Annotated in this window: 17 protein-coding genes; 8 read left to right on the top strand and 9 right to left on the bottom strand. The window is 63.8% G+C overall.

The features are described from left to right. The first annotated feature begins 62 nt into the window (after positions 1 to 62). Genes SPITH_RS07445 through SPITH_RS07425 form a run of 5 tightly spaced genes read left to right on the top strand, consistent with a single transcriptional unit; the run spans position 63 to position 5,723 of the window. Positions 63 to 587: a hypothetical protein gene (locus tag SPITH_RS07445; RefSeq protein ID WP_014625055.1), complete on the top strand. Its 525-nt coding sequence runs from the start codon at positions 63 to 65 to the stop codon at positions 585 to 587. After that, on the top strand, positions 587 to 1,573 hold the full coding sequence (locus SPITH_RS07440; protein WP_014625054.1) for a metallophosphoesterase: 987 nt from the start codon (positions 587 to 589) through the stop codon (positions 1,571 to 1,573). Before SPITH_RS07445 ends, SPITH_RS07440 begins: the two co-directional genes overlap by 1 nt. An 11-nt stretch (positions 1,574 to 1,584) precedes the next feature. Continuing rightward, the gene (locus tag SPITH_RS07435; protein WP_014625053.1) at positions 1,585 to 3,441 is read left to right on the top strand and encodes a serine/threonine-protein kinase; all 1,857 of its coding nucleotides are present in this window, start codon (positions 1,585 to 1,587) and stop codon (positions 3,439 to 3,441) included. Between the two features lie 2 nt (positions 3,442 to 3,443). Then, positions 3,444 to 4,334, top strand: a complete 891-nt coding sequence (locus SPITH_RS07430) for an FHA domain-containing protein (protein ID WP_014625052.1) — start codon at positions 3,444 to 3,446, stop codon at positions 4,332 to 4,334. A gap of 9 nt (positions 4,335 to 4,343) precedes the next feature. Then, positions 4,344 to 5,723 (top strand): VWA domain-containing protein, encoded by a 1,380-nt coding sequence (locus tag SPITH_RS07425; protein ID WP_014625051.1) that lies wholly within the window; start codon positions 4,344 to 4,346, stop codon positions 5,721 to 5,723. 66 nt (positions 5,724 to 5,789) lie between these two features. Here the strand turns inward: SPITH_RS07425 and pncA are convergent, their stop codons facing one another. From pncA to SPITH_RS07385, 8 genes are all read right to left on the bottom strand, one after another. Beyond that, positions 5,790 to 6,398 (bottom strand): bifunctional nicotinamidase/pyrazinamidase, encoded by a 609-nt coding sequence (gene pncA / locus SPITH_RS07420; RefSeq protein WP_014625050.1) that lies wholly within the window; start codon positions 6,396 to 6,398, stop codon positions 5,790 to 5,792. After that, the gene (locus SPITH_RS07415) at positions 6,395 to 7,813 is read right to left on the bottom strand and encodes a nicotinate phosphoribosyltransferase (protein WP_014625049.1); all 1,419 of its coding nucleotides are present in this window, start codon (positions 7,811 to 7,813) and stop codon (positions 6,395 to 6,397) included. Before SPITH_RS07415 ends, pncA begins: the two co-directional genes overlap by 4 nt. 94 nt (positions 7,814 to 7,907) lie before the next feature. Then, on the bottom strand, positions 7,908 to 8,750 hold the full coding sequence (locus SPITH_RS07410) for a carbohydrate ABC transporter permease (RefSeq protein WP_014625048.1): 843 nt from the start codon (positions 8,748 to 8,750) through the stop codon (positions 7,908 to 7,910). Continuing rightward, a complete protein-coding gene (locus tag SPITH_RS07405; protein ID WP_014625047.1) occupies positions 8,747 to 9,643 on the bottom strand; it encodes a carbohydrate ABC transporter permease in 897 nt (298 codons plus the stop codon). The genes SPITH_RS07410 and SPITH_RS07405 overlap by 4 nt, the downstream gene beginning before the upstream one ends. A 69-nt stretch (positions 9,644 to 9,712) precedes the next feature. Further along, entirely contained in the window at positions 9,713 to 10,969 is a 1,257-nt protein-coding gene (locus SPITH_RS07400; protein WP_014625046.1) for an ABC transporter substrate-binding protein, read from the bottom strand. A gap of 201 nt (positions 10,970 to 11,170) precedes the next feature. Further along, entirely contained in the window at positions 11,171 to 12,523 is a 1,353-nt protein-coding gene (locus SPITH_RS07395) for a sigma-54-dependent transcriptional regulator (RefSeq protein ID WP_014625045.1), read from the bottom strand. Then, entirely contained in the window at positions 12,498 to 14,534 is a 2,037-nt protein-coding gene (locus tag SPITH_RS07390) for a sensor histidine kinase (protein WP_014625044.1), read from the bottom strand. The genes SPITH_RS07395 and SPITH_RS07390 overlap by 26 nt, the downstream gene beginning before the upstream one ends. Positions 14,535 to 14,585: 51 nt before the next feature. Continuing rightward, entirely contained in the window at positions 14,586 to 15,590 is a 1,005-nt protein-coding gene (locus tag SPITH_RS07385; protein WP_014625043.1) for a glycoside hydrolase family 5 protein, read from the bottom strand. Between the two features lie 97 nt (positions 15,591 to 15,687). On the opposite strand from SPITH_RS07385, the gene SPITH_RS07380 reads away from it, so the two are divergent. From SPITH_RS07380 to pyrB, 3 genes are all read left to right on the top strand, one after another. Further along, positions 15,688 to 17,376: an outer membrane protein assembly factor BamB family protein gene (locus SPITH_RS07380; RefSeq protein WP_218915781.1), complete on the top strand. Its 1,689-nt coding sequence runs from the start codon at positions 15,688 to 15,690 to the stop codon at positions 17,374 to 17,376. Continuing rightward, complete coding sequence (locus SPITH_RS07375) at positions 17,373 to 18,938, top strand: P83/100 family protein (protein ID WP_014625041.1); 1,566 nt, start codon at positions 17,373 to 17,375, stop codon at positions 18,936 to 18,938. Before SPITH_RS07380 ends, SPITH_RS07375 begins: the two co-directional genes overlap by 4 nt. A 75-nt stretch (positions 18,939 to 19,013) precedes the next feature. Further along, complete coding sequence (gene pyrB / locus SPITH_RS07370; protein ID WP_014625040.1) at positions 19,014 to 20,588, top strand: aspartate carbamoyltransferase; 1,575 nt, start codon at positions 19,014 to 19,016, stop codon at positions 20,586 to 20,588. Position 20,589: 1 nt separating this feature from the next. Here the strand turns inward: pyrB and SPITH_RS07365 are convergent, their stop codons facing one another. Continuing rightward, positions 20,590 to 20,994: a ParB N-terminal domain-containing protein gene (locus tag SPITH_RS07365; protein ID WP_014625039.1), complete on the bottom strand. Its 405-nt coding sequence runs from the start codon at positions 20,992 to 20,994 to the stop codon at positions 20,590 to 20,592. Positions 20,995 to 21,003 lie beyond the last annotated feature (9 nt).

Raw genomic sequence — 21,003 nt, 5'->3', positions numbered from 1 at the left:
TACCCCCTTTTCAAGAAAAATGTGATAGAATACGCTATAGTATACAATGGAAGGAGGTTCGTATGGAAGTCTTTAATTCTCTTGCGCCGGTGATTCAGGAACACATCAAACAGATGGCCAAGACCACGGGTCTTCCTCTCGAGGATGAGACCTACGAGAAGCTCGCGAAGGCCTGGGTCGAAAAGGAGAAGGCCTTTCAGGAGGCGCTCCAGGAACACCGGTTCGAAGAGGTCTCGTTTTTCGGGAAGGACGATCCGCGCGGGCTCCTCGTGCTCACCTACTCGGGATCGCTTCTCTCCATAGGGCCGCTCAAGGAAGGGAAGCGGAGGGTGGAGTACACCTCCATCGGTCTGCGTACCGATGTGCCCGACAGTGCCGTGAAGGAGGACTCCGACCTCGCCGAGGATGTGGAGACCGATGCAGTGGTGAAGTTCTCCCGGGGGCCTATCCAGCAGAGTTCTCCGGTCTACAAGATAGCGGTGTTCTCCGAGGAGAAGCCGGCCGAAGAGGAGGACGAACTGCTCACCCAGGTGATCCAGGAACTCAGCGAGGATTTTGCAGAGATCAACAAGACCGTGATTGACTGATGTCGCTCCTTGACGTGCTGGACCAGATACGGGTCAGGGACGGCCTTCCTGAACGGGATGCCTACCTTGCCCTGGTGGAGGAGAGCCTCTCTCTGTTGGAGGGTGAGCCCCCTGTGTACCGACCGCGGGATGTAGAGGGTCGGAGTGGGGGGCTCGTGTACCTCGATCCGGAGCTCCCCACTGTGATCGTGCCCGACCTGCACGCGAGGTACGACTTCTTCCACGCCCTCATGCACGCCCGGCTGTTGGGGGCCGGACGGGTGGGGGAGATGCTCGAGGAGGGGCGCATACAGGTGCTCTGCCTGGGCGATGGGTTCCACTCGGAGCGGAGGGGGAGGGAGCGGTGGAAGGAGGCCTTCGACGAGTACGCCACCGCCTTCAGGGTGCGCAAGGCCATGGACGAGGAGATGAAGGAGAGTTTCGCGCTCATGGAGATGGTGATGCGTTGTAAGCTCGCCGCTCCCCGTTGCTTCCACTTTCTGAAGGGAAACCATGAGAACATCCTCAACGAGGAAGGGGAAGGGAACCATCCTTTCAGGAAGTACGCCTTCGAAGGCGAGATGGTGAGGGAGTACGTGCTCCGGTTCTACGGCGAGGACTTCCTCCACACGTATGCGAGGTTCGAGAAGGCGTTGCCTCTCCTCGCGGTGGGAGGACGTTTCCTCGCCTCCCACGCCGAGCCTGCCGAGGTGTACGACGAGGAGGTGGTGATCAACATGCGGCTCTATCCCGAGGTGATCTACGGCCTCACCTGGACGGACAACGAGGCCGCGGACGAGGGGAGCGTGGAGGGGATGCTCGCGCACTACCTTCCGGACGTGCCCGATGCCGTGTATTTCGGAGGGCACCGGCCGGTCTCCGGTGCCTACATGGAGCGGGCGGGAGGGCGGTACATCCAGGTACACAATCCTTCGCGCTGGGGGGTGGCGGTGGTGATGCCCGACAGAGCCTTCGATCCCGAGACCGATCTCGTCGACATCCAGTGAAGGAGGGTGTGGTGGCGGAACAGCCCAAGGCGATAGGCAACTACAAGGTGATCTCACTCCTCGCTCGGGGCGGTATGGGTGCGGTGTACAAGGCCCTCCACCCTGTGCTCAAGCGCCACGTGGTGATAAAGAAGCTCGCCCTCAAGGGGAGGAAGGAGGTCATCGAACGCTTCAAACGTGAGGCGAAGATCCTCCTGGATTGCAAGGACCAGAGGATCGTCCACATGTACGACTATTTCACCGAGGGACGCTCCCACTATATCGTGATGGAGTTCGTGGACGGAATGGCCGTGGACGTGCTCATCAAGCACCGGCGATACCTTCCCGCTCCCCTCGCGCTCTACATCCTGCGCGAGGTATGCTATGCCCTCAAGTACGCGCACGACCGCGGTATCGTGCACAGGGACATCAAACCGGCCAACATCCTCATCTCCAAGGAGGGGGAGGTCAAGCTCACCGACTTCGGTATCGCCGCGATTGAGAGCGACGAGGAGGAGGATCTTACCCGAGAGGGGATGACCCTCGGCACGCCTTCCTACATGCCGCCCGAGCAGTTCAAGGATGCGAAACACGTGGACAAACGGGCCGACATCTACGCCCTCGGCGTGATGCTCTATGAGATGGTGACGGGTAAGCGTCCGTTTCCCGGCAACTTCGCTCCCGAGACCATCATGATGATCCAGAAGGGGCGCTACCTCCCGGTGAAGAAGCTCAATCCCGATGTGCCCCGCACGGTGAGCAGGATCATCCGCAGGACCATCAATCCCAATCCCCGGAGGCGGTTCCAGGATGTGGCCCAGATCATCCGGATGGTGGAGCGCTACCTCTCGCGCTTCGATGAGGCCGAACTCAGGCATACGCTCTCGGCCATGGTGCTCCAGCCTGCGATCCCCGAGCCCGAGTTCAGGCAACGGAGGCGGGGGGGGCTTGTGGCGGCGCTTCTCACATTCGGTGTGCTCCTCTTGGGAGGTGCGGGGTATGCGGGATGGTGGACCGGTTTCATCCAGGAGACGGTACTCACCTCACGGTACGGGCGCCTTGCCGTGGAGGTGCGGGTGCCGGTCGGGGTGAAGGAGCCGGAGGAGCTCTTCCTCAAGGGGGTGCTCTTCATCAACGACCGGAACGAGATCCCGCCTGCACCCTATCCCCCGTTGCGTTTCGAGTTTGCGAGGGAGGAGGGGGAAAACCTGGTCTTCTCGTCTCGTCCCCTCTACGTGGCGCCAGGGGCCTACCGTCTCAAACTCATGGTGGAACACAGGGTGTACTGGTATTCCTGGGAGATCCTTCCTCTCTCCGAAGGTGAGCATCCTCCGCTTCTCGTGGATGTGGGCGAGGTGGCCGAGCGTCCGCTCAGGGTGGAGGGTGTAGCCCGTGACGCCCTCAGCGACACGAGGATCCTGGAAGGGGTGCGGTTCCTCGTGCTCCTCGACGGTCGCTGGGTACCGATCGATGAGGTGGAGGCAGAGAGACTGGTGACCGGACGCGTGTGGCGCTTCCGGGCAGAGGCGGCGGGGTACTACCCCGAGGTCTTCTCCCTCCTCATACGCCCGGGGCAGGACGAGCTTATCCTCTCCGCCGCCCTGGTGCCGAAACCGGGGAGGCTCGTGCTCTCGGCGCCCGAGGGGGTCAGGTTCCTTCTCGACGGGAAGGAGCGGGTACGTGCAGGGGGACAGGATCTCGGGTGGGTGGATCTCTCTGCCTACCGCGGAGGGGAAGGGGTCTGGGACCTTCCGTCCGGTCGATATGAGGCCATGGTGCGCAAGGGAGAGGAAGAGGCGAGGTTGGTCTTCCTTCTTCCCCCCGAGGGAGAGGTGCGGCTCTCGGTGCGTGAAGGGGAGAGTGGACTCATGCTCATGAAGGAGGAATAGTCATGTCGCTCATGATGAAACGTCTCGTGATGATGCTCCTGGGGGTGGCGGGGGGGGTCGTGGTGTGGCCCCTCCTGCTCCTCGTGGAGAGCCTGCAGACGACCTTTTCGAGCTATCTCGTGTTCTCACTGCTCGAAGGGATGCTCTTCGGCCTCGTCTTCGGTGCGGTCTTCGGTTCCTTCGAAGGAATCGTGGTCTCCTCGCGCAGAAAGGGGCTTCTCGGGCTGCTTTGGGGTGCGATCTTCGGCCTTTCGAGTGGCGCGCTGGGGATCCTCCTCGGCCAGCAGGTGCTCTTCGTGGTGGCCGAAGGAGTGCTCTCGGGGTGGGAACGGGGCCGGGAGGCGGGACTCATGTTCGCGAGCGGGCTCGGCTGGGGGTTCATAGGCCTTCTGGTGGCCCTCACCGAGGGGTTCAGGTCCCGATCCCTGCGCAAGCTCGGGGTGGGGATCGCAGGCGGGCTTGCCGGAGGCCTCGTGGGGGGGATTGCCCTCCAGGCCTTCAAGCTCTCCTTTCCCGGAAGTCCCTGGGCGCTTCTCGGAGGGCTCGTGCTCTTCGGACTTCTCTTGAGTTTCTTCTATGCCTTCTTCGAGAACCGGTTCTCGTGGGGTGCGCTCAAGGTCCTCACAGGGCCGCTCAAGAACAAGGAGTACCATCTGGTGAAGGCGAAGATGAGCCTCGGCTCCGATCCGAAGTGTGACATCGTGCTCAGGGGATACGGAGAAGTACGCCCGGTACACGCCTGGATCATGATGCGTAAGGGGAAGGTGGTGATCCGAAGGGAGGGGGATGCATCCCTCAGGGTGAACGACCGGACGGTGGAAGAGGCCCAGCTCAGGAGAGAGGATGTCATCGCCTTTGGCAAAGCCAAGCTCATCTACGGCATATTTGTGTAGGAGGGGAGTATGAAGGTACGCTATGCGTTCATGCTGGTGGCCGGGATGTTGATGGGAGGGGCGCTCTCCTCGCAGACGCTCACCATCACCCAGGTGGACACCTCCTCGCTCCTGTTCACCCAGACGGTGAGGGCCTACTTTTATGTGGACAACCTTCCGGGAGGGAAAGTGCTCACCGCCGCCGACATCACGGCACAAGAATCTCCCGACGGCGCCTCGTGGCGCCTCCTGCCCGTGCGCTCGCTGCGACGGGGCGTGAACCGAGAGGAAGGGATATCCTTCCTCCTCGTGCTCGACGCCTCGGGGAGCATGTGGGATGCTCTCGACGGCACGCCCACGGAAGATCCGGACCGGATGCGGATCACCCACGCAAAGCGGGCGATCCGTGAGTTTCTTCCGCTCCTCTCCGAGCGGGACAGGGTGGGGCTCGCGGTGTTCAACCGCACCTATCGGATGATTCAACCGATCGTCGACGATCCGGCCCTGGTGCTCGAGAAGCTCGATGCGATCGAGCGGCCCTCTCGCGAGCAGGCCTATACAGAGCTCTACCGCTCGATGGAAGAAGCCCTCACCAGCTTCGAGGAGGAGGGGCGACGTCGGGTGCTCGTGGTCCTTTCGGATGGTGAGAACTTTCCGGTGGATCCTGAGAAGAGTCCCGCAACGCCCGGGACCGCGGTCGATCTCGCCCACCGCTACGGCATCACCTGCTACGTGATCCACTTCGGTACCGAGAAGGACAGACTCATAGGGGATCTCGCCTCCGAGACCGGGGGAAGGGTGTTCGATGCGCGTAATGCCCTCGAGCTCGCCTCGGTGTACACTGCGATCCAGGAGCAGGTGCTCCAGGAATACGCGGTCGCCTACTATGCGGCGATGTTCCCCGGTGAACGGAGGTACGTGCGTATAGCCCTGAAGGGTTCCGGCACCTCCGACGAGCAGTACTACTACGCCGGCACGGTCCTGGGCAGCGCATCCAGCGGTGTGCCGTGGTACGCCCTGGTCCTCATGCTCCTCGCGATCGGTGTGTGGGCCTTCTTCCTCCTCTTCAAGCTGGAGAAGGAGACGACTCGGGCGGGACTCCAGCTCCTCTTCGGTGCCCCCGGCATGGGCACACGCATGTTCGCCCTCGCAGGGACCAAGACCGTGATAGGTGGCGATGCCACGGCCGACATCACCATCACAGGGAACCCCTCGCTCAGGCCGCAGGCGGCCACCATCTACTACGATCCGGATCGGGGCCAGTACACCATCCAGGGCGACGCAGAGCTCACGGTGAACAATCAGCCGGTGACGAGCAAGAAGCTCGAACCGGGGGATGTGATCAATATCTCGGGCACGGTCGTGGTCTTCGATGCACCCGACGAGGAGAAGAGGAAGAAGAAGGGATAGATGCTCATGCTCTCTACCGCGGGAGAAACGTGGAGCCCCTTCCTCCGTGCAAGACGTGGGGTGTGGTCAGCCCACGTCCCTTGACCGTAGGATGGTGATCCCCTGTTCCCTCATGCGGACCACAGCCTTCTCGAAGCCCTCCGCGCTGAGGGGCCTGGTAGCGTCCTCCACCACGAAGGTGGCGAATCCCTCGGCAGCCGCATCCATGGCCGTGTAGAAGACGCAGTACTCGCCGGCGAGCCCCGTCACGTACACCTCCCTCACCCCCCGCTCCCGCAGGTACCCGGCGAGGCCCGTGCTCCGTTTCCGGCCGTTGTCGTAGAACCCGCTATAACTGTCGATCCCGGGATCCGTCCCCTTGCGGACGATCGCCTCCACGGGACGGAGGTCGAGCCCGGGTGTGAACTCCGCGCCCGGGGATCCCTGCACGCAGTGATCGGGCCAGAGCACCTGCTCGAGGCCCGCGAGGGTGATCACCTCGTAGGGGCTCCTCCCCGGATGATTCGATGCGAAGCTCTTGTGTGTGGCAGGGTGCCAGTCCTGGGTGGCCACCACCACGTCGAACCGGCCCATGAGGCGGTTGATCACCGGGATGACGGCATCGCCTTCCGGCACCGGAAGGGCACCTCCCGGGACGAAATCGTTCTGGACGTCCACGACGATGAGCGCTCTCATACATCTTCCTCCTCACGCGAGATGTAGGGCGCCATGAGCTCATCCCGCAGGTGTCGCAAGGCCCTGCTCACCCCCACCTTGTAGATGTGGGGGTACTCGAAACGCTTGTACTCGGGGGGGAGCGCGGCGAGCCGCTCCCTCGCGTACCGGGCGATCTCCTGCACCGTGGGTGCGGGCCCCACACGGCGGCCCTCCTCCATCACCAGGTGGTGGAGCTCCTCGGTCTCGAAGTCCCTCACGCACAGCTTCTTGCCCGGTTCGTACGGGTGGTGGATGGTGTGTGTCCCCTCCTCGTCCGTGAGCAGTATCCCATCGGCCACCCATCCCCCGTCCCCGTTGGCGTAGCGCACCGCGCGCTTGCGGCCCGGGAGCGTGGTCTTCACGATGGTGTTGGAAATCTTCATCCGCGGCCTTCCTGCGCACATCGAGAGTTTGTACACCCCGTCCAGGGCCGCATCCGGCTGACCAGTCACCATCCTGGTGCCCACGCCGAAGATGTCGATGGGAGCGCCCTGCTCAAGGAGGCTCTTCACCACCCGCTCGTCCAGCTGGTTGGAGACCGCGATCTTCACGTGGGTGAGGCCCGCCTCGTCGAGCATCCTCCTCGCCTTTCGTGAGAGGTAGGCGAGGTCGCCGCTGTCGATCCGGATCCCGCGCAACCTGTGACCGGCTGCCTCGAGCTCCTTCGCCACCGTGATGGCGTGGGGGATCCCGCTTCCCAGGGTATCGTAGGTATCCACCAGGAGGATGCACGAGTCGGGATTGTGCCGCGCGTACTCCCTGAACGCCTCGAGCTCGTCGTCGTAGCTCTGCACGAACGAGTGGGCCATGGTCCCCACCGCCGGGATCCCGTAGCGCCGGGCCGCCTCCATGTTGGAGGTGCTGTCGCACCCTCCTATCACCGCCGCCCTGCTCGCCATGATACCGCCCCAGCCGTGGGCCCGCCGCAGTCCGAAGTCGCTCACCACGCGCTCGCCTGCCGCGAGACGCACCCTCGCCGCCTTGGTGGCGATGAGGGACTGGAAGTTGAGCACCGCGAGAAGGAGGGTCTCTATGAGCTGGGTCTCGAGGAGGCTCCCCTCCACCCGGAGGATCGGCTCGTGGGGAAAGGCGATCTCTCCCTCTCTGAAAGAGTAGATACTCCCCCTGAACGAGAACCCCTCGAGGAACGAGAGGAACTCGCTCCTGAACCCGTCGCGTTCCAGGAAGGCGAGATCCTCCTGTGAGAAGCGGAACTCCTCGATGAGCTCGAGGAGGTCTCCGAGCCCGGCGAAGACCAGGAACCCCCCTTCGTAGGGGAGGGTACGGAAGAAGTAGTCGAAACAGGCGGGAAGCTCGGCCCTGCCGGAGAAGAAGTAGGTCTGGGCCATGGTGAGCTCGTACTTGTCCACGAAGAGGGCGGGATGCAGCTCCACGCGCGTCCTCCTTTCGGGCGTCTCGTTGTAAGGTATCGTGAAAAAGGGAAAAAGACAACGCAGCCCCTTCCCGTTCCCGGGGCTGCGTCTCGTCTCACTGCTTCACCGATCCTGCGAGGAGGCCCCTGATGAAGTACTTTCCCAGGAGCAGGTACACGAGGAGCGGCGGGAGGGCGGCGAGGAGCGCGCCCGCCATCTGGACGTTCCACTCCACGATCTGGCTGCCCGCCAGGTTCTGGAGGGCCACGGTGATGGGCTGCACCCGAGGATTCTGGGTGATGGTCACCGCGAAGAGGAACTCGTTCCAGATACTCGTCATCTGCCAGATCACCACCACGACGAAGGCCGGGGCCGAGAGCGGGAGGAGGATGTGCCGGTAGATCCTGAAGAGCCCCAGTCCGTCGATCTGGGCCGCCTCTATGAGCGATCCCGGTATCTCGGTGTAGTAGTTGCGGAAGATGAGGGTGGTGATGGGGATTCCGTACACCACATGGGTGAGGATGAGTCCCGGCAGGGTGCCGTAGAGCCGGATCCTGCTCAGGAACTGCACCAGGGGGATGAGGATGCTCTGATAGGGGATGAACATCCCGAAGAGCACGAAGGCGAAGAGCAGGTTCGCCCCCGGGAACCGCCACTTGGCGAAGATGTACCCGTTGATCGACCCCAGGAAGGCACTCAGGATGGTCGCCGGCACCGTGAGGAGCACGCTGTTTAGGAAATTCGGCCCCAGTTTCTCGAGGGCCTTGGCGAACCCCTCGAGCGACACGGTACGGGGAAGCGACCACATGTTCTGGATGTTCACCTCCGCGAAGGACTTGAGGCTCGTGGCGAGGAGGACGTACACCGGTACGAGAAAGAAGACGGCTCCCACCACGAGCACCAGGTAGAGGAGGATCTTCGCCGCCGCCTTCTGCCGGAGCGCGTACTCCGTCCTCATGCGCGCCTCCCTTCCCTGAAGACCGACACCAGGTAGGGGACGATCACCACCGCTACGAGAAAGAGCATGACCATGGAGATGACCGCACCCTGGGCGTAGTGGTTGCCCCTGAAGGTGGTCTCGAACATGAAGATGCCCGGGAAATCCGTGGCGAATGCCGGCCCCTTGCCGGTCATCACGTAGACCAGGTCGAAGATCTTGAGAGAGATGTGTCCCAGCACGATGAGTGCGGAGAGGGTGATGGGCTTGAGGAGGGGAAGGATCACGAGCGTGAGCCTCTGGAAGTAGGTGGCCCCGTCGATCATGCTCGCCTCGATGACATCCTCGGGGATCCCCCTGAGGGCGGCGAGGTACATGGCCATGGTGTAGCCGGAGAACTGCCACGAGGCGGCGATGATGAGGGGGATGAGGGCAACGTGGAAGGGCCCCACGGTCGACGGATCGGTGTACCACCCCCAGGTCGCGGGGATACCCAGCTTCTGCAGCAGGGCGTTGAGGCCCACCGTGGGGTTGAAGATCCACCTCCACGCGACACCCGTGACCACGAAGCTTATCGCCATGGGGAAGAGGTAGATCGTCCTGAAGACATCCTCCCCCTTCACCGACCGCTCCAAAAGCAGGGCGAGGGCGAGCCCAGTGGTGACGGTGAGGCCGAGAAAGAAGATGGTGAAGAAGAGGGTGTTCCAGAGATCGGTCTGGAACCGCTGGGTCTGGAAGGTTTCAATGTAGTTCTTGAACCCCACGTAGGTGAAGTTGGGGAGGATACCATCCCATGCGGAGACCGAGACCCTGAACGACCAGATGATGAAGCCGTAGACGAAGATGCCCACGGCGATGATCGAGGGAAGCACGACCGCAGCGGCCTTCAGCAGTTCCCTTCGCTGATACAGCATATCGCGCTCCTTCCTGGTATGTAGAGAAAGAGGGTCCGTCCCCGGATGGGAACGGACCCTTCGACCGGCTTACTTCTTCGCGTACTTGTCGGCGATCTTCTGGAGCTGGGCCGCGGCCTTGTCCACGTCCCTGTCGGCCACCAGCACCGAGACCACGTCGTTGAGTTCGGTCACCCAGGCCTCGGAGGCGGCGGCGCCGTGGGCCACGGACGGGATGATCTCGTTCGAGGCGAAGTCGTCCATGGCGGCCTGGAGATACTCGTCATAGAGCGAACGGTCTCCATCGATCCGGCTGGGTATGGAGCCTTTCTTCGGATTGAAGGCATCCTGTCCCTCTCTGGAGGCGCACACGGTGAGCCACTTTATGGCCGCATCCCGGTGCGGGGCTCCCTTGGGCAGTCCGAAGGAGTCGGAGAGCATGATGAACATACCGCTCGTGCTGGGAGAGGGCGACCAGCCGTAGTCCACCCCCACCTTGAGCCCCTTGGACTTGAAGTAGCCGTGCGCCCAGTCGCCCATGATGGTCATGGCCGCCTTGCCGTCGGCCACGTACTGGGCTGCGGCGTCCCAGCTCAGGGCTGCGTGATCGCTGTTCACGTACTCGAGCATGCGCACGAAGGTGGTGAGGGCCCTCTTGGTCTCGGCGCCGTTCCATCGCGTCGTGCCGTTCCAGAGGCCGCGGTACCGTTCAGGACCCAGGCTCCCCGCGAGCACGGACTCGAGCAGATGGGTGGAGGCCCAGATCCCGTTGTCGCCGAGTGCGAGGGGGGTGATGCCCTTGTCGGCGAGGGTCTCCGCCACGGAGAAGAACTCGTCGAAGGTCCTGGGTGGGGTGAGTCCGTTCTGATCGAAGACCTTCTTATTGTACCACAGCACGTTCGAGCGGTGGATGTTCACGGGCACGCTGTAGATCTCTCCCTGATAGGAGATGATGTCGATCACCCCTTTGGGGTACTTGTCGAGGAACCCGTTCTCCTCGAAGATGAAGGTGATGGGCTCCATGGCACCGGCTACCACCCAGGTGTCGATGAGCTCGTGACCCGCGTGCACCTGGAAGCTGTCGGGCGGGTTGCCTCCCTGCATCCGGGTGGCGAGGACGGCCTTGGCATTGGATCCCGCGCCCCCTGCCACCGTGGCATTGATCACCTCGATCTCGGGATACTTCTGATTGAAGACCTCGATGAGGGCTTCGAGACCTTCGGCCTCACCCCCTGCGGTCCACCAGCTGAAGATCTCCACCTTGTTCTCTTCCTCCTTCTGCGCACCCGCCCACACCGTTGCTGCGAGCACCACGCAGAGGAGAAGTCCCGTGAGTATACGTCTCATGTGCACCTCCTCGTAAAGGGTGTATGTGTACGATGTAGCAATAAGGATGCCAAACGTGTTCATCGCATGAAGAAGACGGTCCATACAACTCGTTTCGATGTAATGTATTGTATTGGGATGACTCCGTTCGATTCCGTTCCTTTATCTTCATGGGGCCGATTGTTCCCTCATGGAAACAGGAGTGTTTCCTCCGGGATACATTCACAGGCCGTATTCCCGTATCCTGTGGTAGAGGGTCTTGCGGGAAATGCCCAGGAGACGGGCCGTCTCGCTTATGTGGTAACCGGTCCGCCTCAGGGCATCCTCGATGAGGGCGCGCTCGAGCTCACGGGTGTGGCGGCGTACTGCCTCGGGAAGGGTCTCGCCCTCCTTCAACGAGGGGCGGGAACCGGGAGCCCTGGGGAGATCGATGCGGTCGATGAGGGGTCCCTCTGCGAGGAGCACGGCGTTGGTGATGACATTCTTGAGCTGCCGGATGTTGCCGGGCCAGGTGTAGGAGACGAGGGCGCGTTCGACCTCTGGGGTGAAGCCTTCCACCTTGCGGTGGTACCGGAGTCTCGCCTCTTTGAGGAAGAGGTAGGCGAGGGGGAGGATGTCCTCCTTGCGTTCCCTGAGCGGGGGAAGGTGTATGTGGATGACCTTGAGCCGGTAGAAGAGATCGCTCCTGAAGAGCCCCTCCTCGACCCGTCTCTCTATGGGGGCATTGGTGGCTGCGATGATACGGCACTCGGCGGTGAGGGGTCTGCTCCCCCCGATGCGGTGGAAGGTCCGCTCTTCCAGGACGTGGAGGAGTTTGGCCTGCATCGCGAGGCTCATCTCCCCGATCTCGTCCAGGAAGAGGGTGCCTCGGCCCGCCTGCTCGAACTTGCCGCGGGTGCGTTCCACCGCTCCGGTGAAGGCCCCACGCTCGTGTCCGAAGAGCTCGCTCTCGAGGAGGGTCTCGGGGATGGCGGCGCAGTTGATCTCTATGAAAGGCCTGTCCTTCCGCACGCTCTCGTAGTGGATCCTCCTGGCCGTGACCTCCTTGCCGGTGCCGGTTTCTCCTGTGATGAGCACGGGGACGTCGAGGTCTTTCACCTTCTGGATGGTGACTTCCACCTGGTGCATGAGGGGGTGCCGGCTCCTGAAGGGCTCGCGTTCCTCCTTCGACCACCGGGCCTCGAGGATGGCCTGCTGTTCTGCGCGGCGCCGCATGTCCTCCCACTCCCGTTCCAAGAGGGAGAGGAGGAGGGTGTGGTCCACCGGCTTGGTGAGGAAGTTGCGGGCGCCCATCCGCATGCACTCCACGGCGGTAGGGATGTCGCCGTACCCGGTGATCACCAGGACCGCCACGTGCGGGTGGTGTGCCACCATCTCCGCGAGGAGGCTCATCCCGTCGTCCTTCCCCAGCCTGAGGTCGAGGAGGGCGATGTCCACCTCGTGGCGGATGAGGATCTCGCGGGCCTCGCTGGCGGTGCGGGCGAGAAGGACGCGGTAGCCCTGCACTTCCAGGAACTTCTTGAGACCGAGAAGCAGGCCTTCTTCGTCGTCAACGATGAGTACTACCGGCTGCACGTAGTCGTACCTCCACGGTGGCGCCGGAGGGGGTCCGGTTCCGTACCGCGATCCTCCCGCCGGCTCGTTGTATGATGTGATGGGTGATGGTCATGCCCAATCCGGTCCCTTCCGCCTTGGTGGTGAAGAGGGGGTCGAAGAGGTGGGCCTCCGAGGGTTCGGGGAAGCCGGGTCCCGTGTCGTGGAAGGCGATGACCAGGCCATCGTCCACGGAGCGTGCCTCCACCTGGATGGAGCCGCCTTCTCCTATGGATTCCATGGCGTTCTTGAGGATGTTGAGGGCCACCTGCTTGAGCTCCGCCTCCGAGATGAGGGCGGAGGGAAGCGGGCCTGTGCTGGTGTAGGAGAGCGCTATCCTCTTCTGTCTCGCCTGGGGGGAAAGGAGGCCGATGGTGTCCCTGAGGGTCCGGTCGACGTCGCAGGGGCCCTCGGTGCGTCCCCGTGCGTGGGAGAGGATGGTCTTCACGAGGTTCCCTATCCTGGTGATCTCTTTTTCGATCCAGAGGAGGGATTCGCGGCGCTCCGGGTCGTCTTCCACCGAGAGGAGGTAGGCGAGATGGGAGCTTATGGCGCCGAGGGGGTTGTTGATCTCGTGGGCGAGGCCTGCCGAGAGGGCGCCGAGGGCGGAGATGCGTTCGCTTATGAGGAGGGTTTTCCAGAGGGCCTCCAGTTCGGTGACTTCTTCGAAGACGAGGAGGGCCTTGGGTTCTCCTCCTTTCCTGTCGGCGGATTCGAAGGGTTGTATCTTGAGGGTGAAGACGCGTTCCGATGAGGCGAGGCGTACGCGTTCGAGGGTGGTGGGCCGGGAGAGGTCGAGGTCCTCGACCGGGGTGGGGAGGTGGAAGGAGGCGGAGATGAGGGGGGTGGCGAGACGGCCGAGGATATGGGGAGGGGAGGTGCCCAGCATGTCGGCGAAGTAGGTGTTGCAGAACTCGATCGTGCCGTCGGGGCGGGCCACCACGATACCGGCGCGGAGCGATGAGACGATCTGGCGGTTGTACGAGGTGAGGCGGGCGATCTCACGGTACTGCTCGCGGATGATCCGCTCTTCCTCGAGGAGGGTCTTCACGATGTGCGAGGCCTGATGGGCGATGAGACCGATCTCGTCGCGGGAGGAGAGGGGGGGGAGGGGGTGTTCCTGGGCGTGGGGGAGCCAGGCGAGGAGGCGCTGCAGGGGGGAGAGGAAGTGGGTGGTGCTCCCGGCGGCGAGGGCGGCGGAGATGAGGAGGGTGAGGAGGAAGAGGGCGAGGATGGTCAGGCCGATGGTGCGCAGGTCGATCTTGCCGGGAAGGGCGGAGCGGAGGGTGATGAGGTAGAGTCCTTCGGGGACTTCGCCGGAGAGGAGACGGGTGTAGGCGAGGAAGGGATGGTTGCCTATGCGGATCTCCCGGAAGGCGGCGTCGAGGGGAGGGGTGAAGCGGGGAGTCTGGGAGGCGAGGATGTGATCGGGGGTGGAGAGGGCCACGCGGGTATCCCGCGAGGGGTTCCACGCGAGGAGGCGGTCCTCGTCGACCAGGGTGAAGAGGAGGGCGTGGCCCGATCCTGCGGGGGTGTGGTAGGGCGAACCGGCGACGAGGAGGAGGGAGGGGCGGCCGTGCACGGGGGCGAGGAGGTAGAGGGCGCGGGGGAACCGGAAGGAGGAGAGGGAGAGGGAGGGGAGGGCGAAGGGTTCCCGGATACGGTAGCTGTAGTGGTCCACGAGGATGCGGCCGCCTTGGTCGAGAAGTACCACCCGGTCGGCGGGCGTGGTGGCGCAGATGAGCGAGGCGAGACGGGGAAGGGTGGGGGAGGGGGTTTCCAGGTGGGAGTTGAGGAGGGCGAGGGCGTTGAGCATGTCCCTCTTGAGCGCCTCGAGCGAGCCCTTCACCGTCTCCCACGTGCCGGTGAGGATCTCCTCCTCGGTGCGCCTCAGCCGCTCACTGTAGAAGAGGAGCACAAACGCAGTATTGAGCGCCGTGTGCAGGACGAGGAGACTCGAGAAGACGAGTATGAGCTTTGTCCGGAGTTTCACCTACCGGCTTACTATACCCCCTCTCCTCTCCGCGGTCAACGAAGACGTGCACTACGACCTCAGCATACCCTCCCTGAGGATCGAAAGGAGGTCGACGTCCACCATGTACCCCCCCATCTCCACGTACCGCGTACCGGGTCTCCCGTGCTCCACCACGCCGAAGGGCCCCTTGAAGTTCCAGAGGGCGTAACCCCATCCCCACTCGCGGTAGAGGGAGATCACGTCCTCGAACCACCGGAGGGCCGTAGGGTTCTCCACCTGGTTGTAGCATCCGAACTCCCCTATGTGGACGGTCACCCCTCGGGCGGCCACCTCGAGCCAGGGGCGGTAGAAGACGCGGAGCGTCTCCCTGTCCCAGGCCGCTCCCTCCCAGACGAGTCCGGGGTAGTTCGGGCGCTCCTTCACCTTCTCGTGGTCGGGCCACCACCAGGCACGGTAGTGGGTCAGGGCCATGGGTTGGTACCCCCGCCCGCTGTGGATCACCCCGAGATCGGTGAGTTCGGGCATGGCCTGGTGGCCGCCGCCCACCCCGTCGATCACGATGGTCCGATCCGGATCGATGGCCCGTACGGCCTCCACGGTCCGCCTCATGAGGGCCTCGTGCACCTCCCTGGTGAACCCGTACTGTCCCTCCTCCGGCGGCTCGTTGAGGAGGTCGAAGCTCAGCTCCTCTCCCGGGATGTCCCGGTACCTCCGGGCGAAGCCCTCCCAGAGGAAGACGAATGCATCCTGTGCCTCGCGGTCTGTCCAGAGATTGTGGCGTTCGAGGTCGTTACGGTTGATGCAGTACCCCGGTGCCCGGTGAAGGTTGAGGGAGACATGCAACCCACGGTTCCTGCATGCCTCGATATAGGCGTCGATCCGCTCGAGGACCCGCTCGTCCGGATGGAAGTAGTCGAATCCCTCCGTCCAGAACCTGTAGTCCATGGGGATCCGGATGAAGTTGAATCCCCAGTCCCCGATGAGGTCGAGGGCTCGTTCATCCGCAGGCTCTGGGGAAGGATGTTCGGGATCGCGCGAGAAGATCCACTGCAGGTTGAAGCCGTAGTAGGGCATGCGTCCTCCTCGTGGTTGTGTGCCACTATGATACCGGTTTCCATGGAAAAGGCAATACCCCTTGCCCCGGGCCATCCGGAAGGGTACCATGAACCACATGTCGGTCCTGCGCAGGATCCCCCTCTTCCTCATCCTCCTCGGCCTTGCCGCCGAGGAACCCGCCCCCTGGTGGTACATCGCCACCGGGAACGCGGCCGCCCCCCCCGTGCCCCTCTCCCCCGCCGCCGTCCTCCTCGCCACCGACGACCGCACCCTCATCCTCCTCTCCCTCTCCGGCACCCCCCTCCGCACCACCACCCTTCCCGCCCGCCCCCACACCCTCCTCGCCTCACCCCCCCACGGCCCCCTCTACCTCCTCCTCCGCCCCCACACCCTCCTCGCCCTCACCCCTGCGGGCACCCCCCTCTGGACCCTCGCCCTCCACCCCCCGCACCCCCCCGCCGTCCTCCCCTCCGGCACCCTCTACGCCCTCACCGCTCCCCGCACCCTCGCCCGCATCACCCCCACCGGCCGCACCCTCTGGCGCCGCACCCTCCCGGCCGACCCCGTACTTCCCCCCGTCGCCACCGCGGGCGGCCCCCTCTACCTCGCCCTCCCCGACACCCTCATCGCCCTCACCCCCGGCGGCCGCACCCTCTTCCGCATCCCCCTCGAGGCCTCCCCCCTCGCCCTCGTCCCCACCCCCCGGACGGGCCCCCTCCTCCTCACCGCGCGGTCCCTCACCCAGTTCGACCCCACCGGGACCCCGCTTTGGACCCGTCCCCTCACCCCCGGCGCCGCCCCCGCCCTTCGGACCGCACCCGGCCACATCGCCGTGATCACCCAGGATAGCACCATCCATCGATTCGATGCAGACGGCACCCCCCTCGGCCGCCATACCCTCCGCACACCCATCGCGCCCTCCCTCACCGCCCTCGCCGCCGACGGCACCCTCCTCCTCGCCACGCGCGACGGTCGCATCCTCGCCCTCGCCCCCGACCACACCCTCACCGACCTCACACCCGCCCCCCCCATCCCCTATCGCGGCACCCCCCTCCATCTCCTCCTCACCGAACAGGGACGCATCCTCCTCACCACCAGCGACTGGCTCCTCTACGCCCTCCCGACACCCCTTCGCCCCTCGCCCCTCTGGGCCCATGAACGCGGCCCTGCCGCCGGCACCGCCTCCCTCACCCGAGGCCCCGCCATCCCCCCCTGGTGGGAGGACGATCCCCGCTACCGGACCCTCCGCAGACTCGCCACCTCCTCGGACGTCGAGGACAACCTCAGGGCCCTCTCCCTCATCGAACGTCTCCTCGAAGGAGACCGGACCCTCGAGACCCTCGACTATCTCATCCCCCTCCTCCAGGAGCTCGCCCTGGGGGGCATGGGAGACCCCCGCACCACCTGCACCCACAGCCCGGTACGCGCCCGCGCCTACCTCCTCCTGGCCCGCACCGGAGACCCCGCCGCCCTCCCCCGGATCCTCTCGGGACTCTCGTACGAGACCCTCCCCGAACCCGTCGAAGCCCTGCTCGCCGCGGTGGCCGCCTTCCCCCTCGATCCCGACGGCACCCTCACCGACCGGCTCGAGACCCTGCTCCACAGACTCCCCCGCACCACCCTCACCGCCGTACTCGACGAATTTGTAGGTGCACTCTCACGCATTGTGGAGTATAATAGGGGGAGGGAAGGTGTGGAGAAGGCCATGAGACTCGCGCACCAGCTCGCCACAGGACCGTATCCCGCGGCCGTCCGCAGGGCCGCGCTTGACATACTCACCCACCAGGAAAAGGAGGCCCCATGAGACGCATCACCGCCCTCTTCCTAGGGCTCCTTCTCGCCATGCCCCTCGCACCCCTCGAAGTCGCCCGCGACGAACTCGAGGCCTACCGGGATGCGGAGGTCACCTTCGTCAACTACGAAGGCCCGCACGAGAAGATCGAGACCATCGAACAGATCAGAGGGATCGGCATCGCCCTCGCCGGTGGGAGGGACTACACTGCGCCCTTCACCGCCGACTACGCGGGCAAGTACCGCATCATCCACGCCGTCGATCCGGCCACCCCGGTAGGACTCGACGCCGACATCATGGAGATCCTCCCCTCGGCCCGTGTGGACCACATCCTCAACCTCAGACGCATCATCTCGGGATACCTCCAGGAAGCCTACGGCTATAGCCCGGAGGACGCCGCCACCCTCGCCTTCTTCATCACCATCTACAACGCAGTGCTCAGGGGCAACATCACGTACTTCCAGGAAATGTACAAACCCGTGGTGGTCCGGCACCTCAGGACCGACACCGTCGGCCTCTCGCGACACTACCGCGACTGGCCCGGGGGAAGCCAGATCGTCATCCCCCTCTCCGAAGGAGCGGCCCGCACGGACATCACCGCCGTAGAGACCCAGGCCCTCACCGGCCCCGAGGTCATCCAGGAGCTCAAGACCAGGGAGGACAAGGCCATCCCGGAACGCAAGGAGATGGTCGAGATCAAGGAGAAACAGATAGAAGAAGAGAAGGCCGCCCTCGAGGCCCAGAAGCAGGAGGTGACCGAAGAGGAGACACGACTCGCGGAAGAGAAGGCCGTCCTCGAAGCCCAGAAGCAGACCCTCGAGCAGGAGAAGGCACGGGTGGAGGAGACCCTGGCCCAGGCACCCCCCGGGAGCGAAGAGGAACGACAGGCCCTCGAGGAGAAACGGGCCGTGGAGGAGAAGGAAGCCGAGATCGCCCGGATGGAGGAGGAGACCGCCGAGAAAGAGACCCGGATAGAGGAGGAGAAGACCGAGATCGCCCGGAAAGAGATCGAAATCGAGAAGAAGGAAGAGGCCGTGAAACGTGAGCGCGAGGACATCGCCCGCGACCAGGAGAAGGTCATGGCCCAGCAGGCCGAAGCCGCACCCGAGCGCGTCCCCGTGGTAGAGGTGACCGATCCCGAGGGCCTCATGAAGAGCAGGTTCCTCCTCCTTGACACCACCACCTACGAGCCGGTCGCAGGGGCGGGCCTCACCATCGTGGGGAGGACCCCCGTCCCCTTCTCCGGAGGCTACCTCGTGATCGTGCCCCGGGACGGAACCACCGGCACCCTCACCCTCGTCGACGCCCGCACCCTCGACATCCTGAGGGAATGCGCCGACCCGGTGAGCATCCAGAGCCTCATCGAAGTACACGAGGGCAACGTCTATGCCGTGTTCCAGAAAGAGGGGAGGTGGCACGTAGGCCGGTTCGACCAGAACCTCGTTCGGCTTGCCTACACCAGGGAGGAAGTGGCACCCTACACGAGCTTCACCTTCACACCCACGAGCCTCTTTCTCCAGCGGCCCGACGGGAGGATCATCGAGGTCTCACTCTCGAGCCTGAGCACGGAGTGAGGGACCGACGTTGACCCTCACCCTGCAGATGCTGCATACTCGGTGCCGGACCACACCCACTCACGAGGAGGACCTATGAGCGAGCATCCCTTCAGGGGAAGGACCATCGCCACGGTACGGGATCTCTCGGTGGACGAGCAGTACTACCTCTACACCAAGGCCCGGGAGTTCAAAGAGGGCTTCGAAAAAGGCGGGGACATCTCGAAGTTCCGTATCGAAGACCCTTCCATGGCGGTGTACCTCTTCTTTCTGGAGGACAGCACGAGGACCAAGGAATCGTTCCGGAACGCCGCCCTCTTCCATGGGGTGAAGGTCAACGACTTCAACGTCCTGAGCTCCTCCTTCAACAAGAAGGAGAGCATCACCGACACCGTGAAGATGCTCGTGGGCTACAGTAAACGCACCATCGTGGTCACGCGTTCCCGTCAGGAGGGCCTCTGCAGGTGGCTCGAGCAGGCCGTGGGCGCCTACGCCCGCGACGTCGGCAGGGACCTCGTGGCCTTTATCAACGGAGGTGACGGCAAACACGAGCACCCCACCCAGGAGTTCCTCGACGAGTTCTCGTTCCTCGAACACCTGGGATGGGACAGGAGCGGGATCCACATCGCCCTGGTGGGAGACCTCTTCCACGGTCGTACCGTCCACTCCAAGGTCGACGGCCTCAAGGTCTTCCGGCAGGTGGAGGTCGATCTCATCGCTCCCGATGACCTCGCCATGCCCGAACACTACGTGCGCAAGATGGAGCTCGCAGGCTTCACCGTGCGGAGCTTCCCTTCGATCGATGCCTACCTCTCCCAGCGGAACATCGCCCCCATCTGGTACTTCACCCGGCTCCAGCTCGAGCGGATGGGTGAACACATCCTCGAGAAGGCCCCCATGCTGAGGAAGGCCGTCACCTTCAGGAAGGAGTTCATGGACCTCCTGCCGAAGGGAACGCGGTTCTACCATCCCCTCCCGCGGCACAGGGAGACCCCCACCATCCCCCACTTCCTCGATGCAACCCCCCTCAACGGCTGGGACAGACAGTCGATCAACGGCTATTTCACCCGGGCCGTACTCCTCTCCATGGTCGCCGGGAAGATAGGAGACGACTTCGAGGGTGCACCTCGCATCCTCCCCACCTTCAACGAAGACTTCGTGCAGGAAGTCGAGGTCCGACCACGACGGAAACCGGACTACAAGGTAGGGATAAAACCGGTGGAGAACGGGATCGTCATCGACCACATCGGGATGGGCAAGGATCCTGCGTCCATCTGGGACCAGGTCGACAAGATCCGGCGGATCCTCAGGCTCGACTGCATCAGCTCGCACGGCGTCTACAAGTCCCATCGCACGGGAGAGCACAAGGGCATCATCTCCCTCCCCGACGTCCTCTCCTTCGACAGACCTCACATCAAGATGCTCGGGGCCATTGCCCCCGGATGCACCCTCAACATCATCAAGGAGGGGCGGGTCGAACGGAAGTTCCGTATAGGGATGCCCCCACGTATCTACAACTTCGAGGAGATCTCCTGCACCAACGAGGACTGTATCTCACACCCCGATCAGCACGAGCACGTCATCCCGGAGTTCCACCGTTCCGACGAGGGGCTCTTCGTGTGTAAGTACTGTGAACGACCGCACACCTACGAGACCATATGGAGGAGCTGAGTCATCCCCTCCTCTTCTCCCACCACCTGCGGACGGCCCGCCAGAGTCTCCTGAACCAGAGCCGGATCCGCATCCAGAGGGAGGGGTGCTCGAGTGCGTTGAGGAGGAGATAGCCGTCGGTCTCCTCCTGGAGGGAGAGCTGTTTCCGGGTGGTGTTCTCCTCCATCTCCAGCTCCCGCATCCCCATCTCGTCGTCGATCGGCACGATCCGTACCTCGATGGTCTTCCACCCGAGTTCCTGTGCGGCCCTCAGCCTCCGATAGCCTGCGATGAGATCGAAGTCCCGGGAGATGATGATGGGGTGGAGGAGACCGTGCTTCTTCATGCTCTCTTTGAGCGGAGAGAGGTCACCCACATCCTTTCGTATCCGCTTGGGGATCCTTATCCGTCCGATATCCACTTGCATACGCTTCTA

This window comes from Spirochaeta thermophila DSM 6578, assembly GCF_000184345.1.
Lineage (GTDB): Bacteria > Spirochaetota > Spirochaetia > Winmispirales > Winmispiraceae > Winmispira > Winmispira thermophila.
This window is presented reverse-complemented; position numbering and strand designations above follow the sequence as displayed.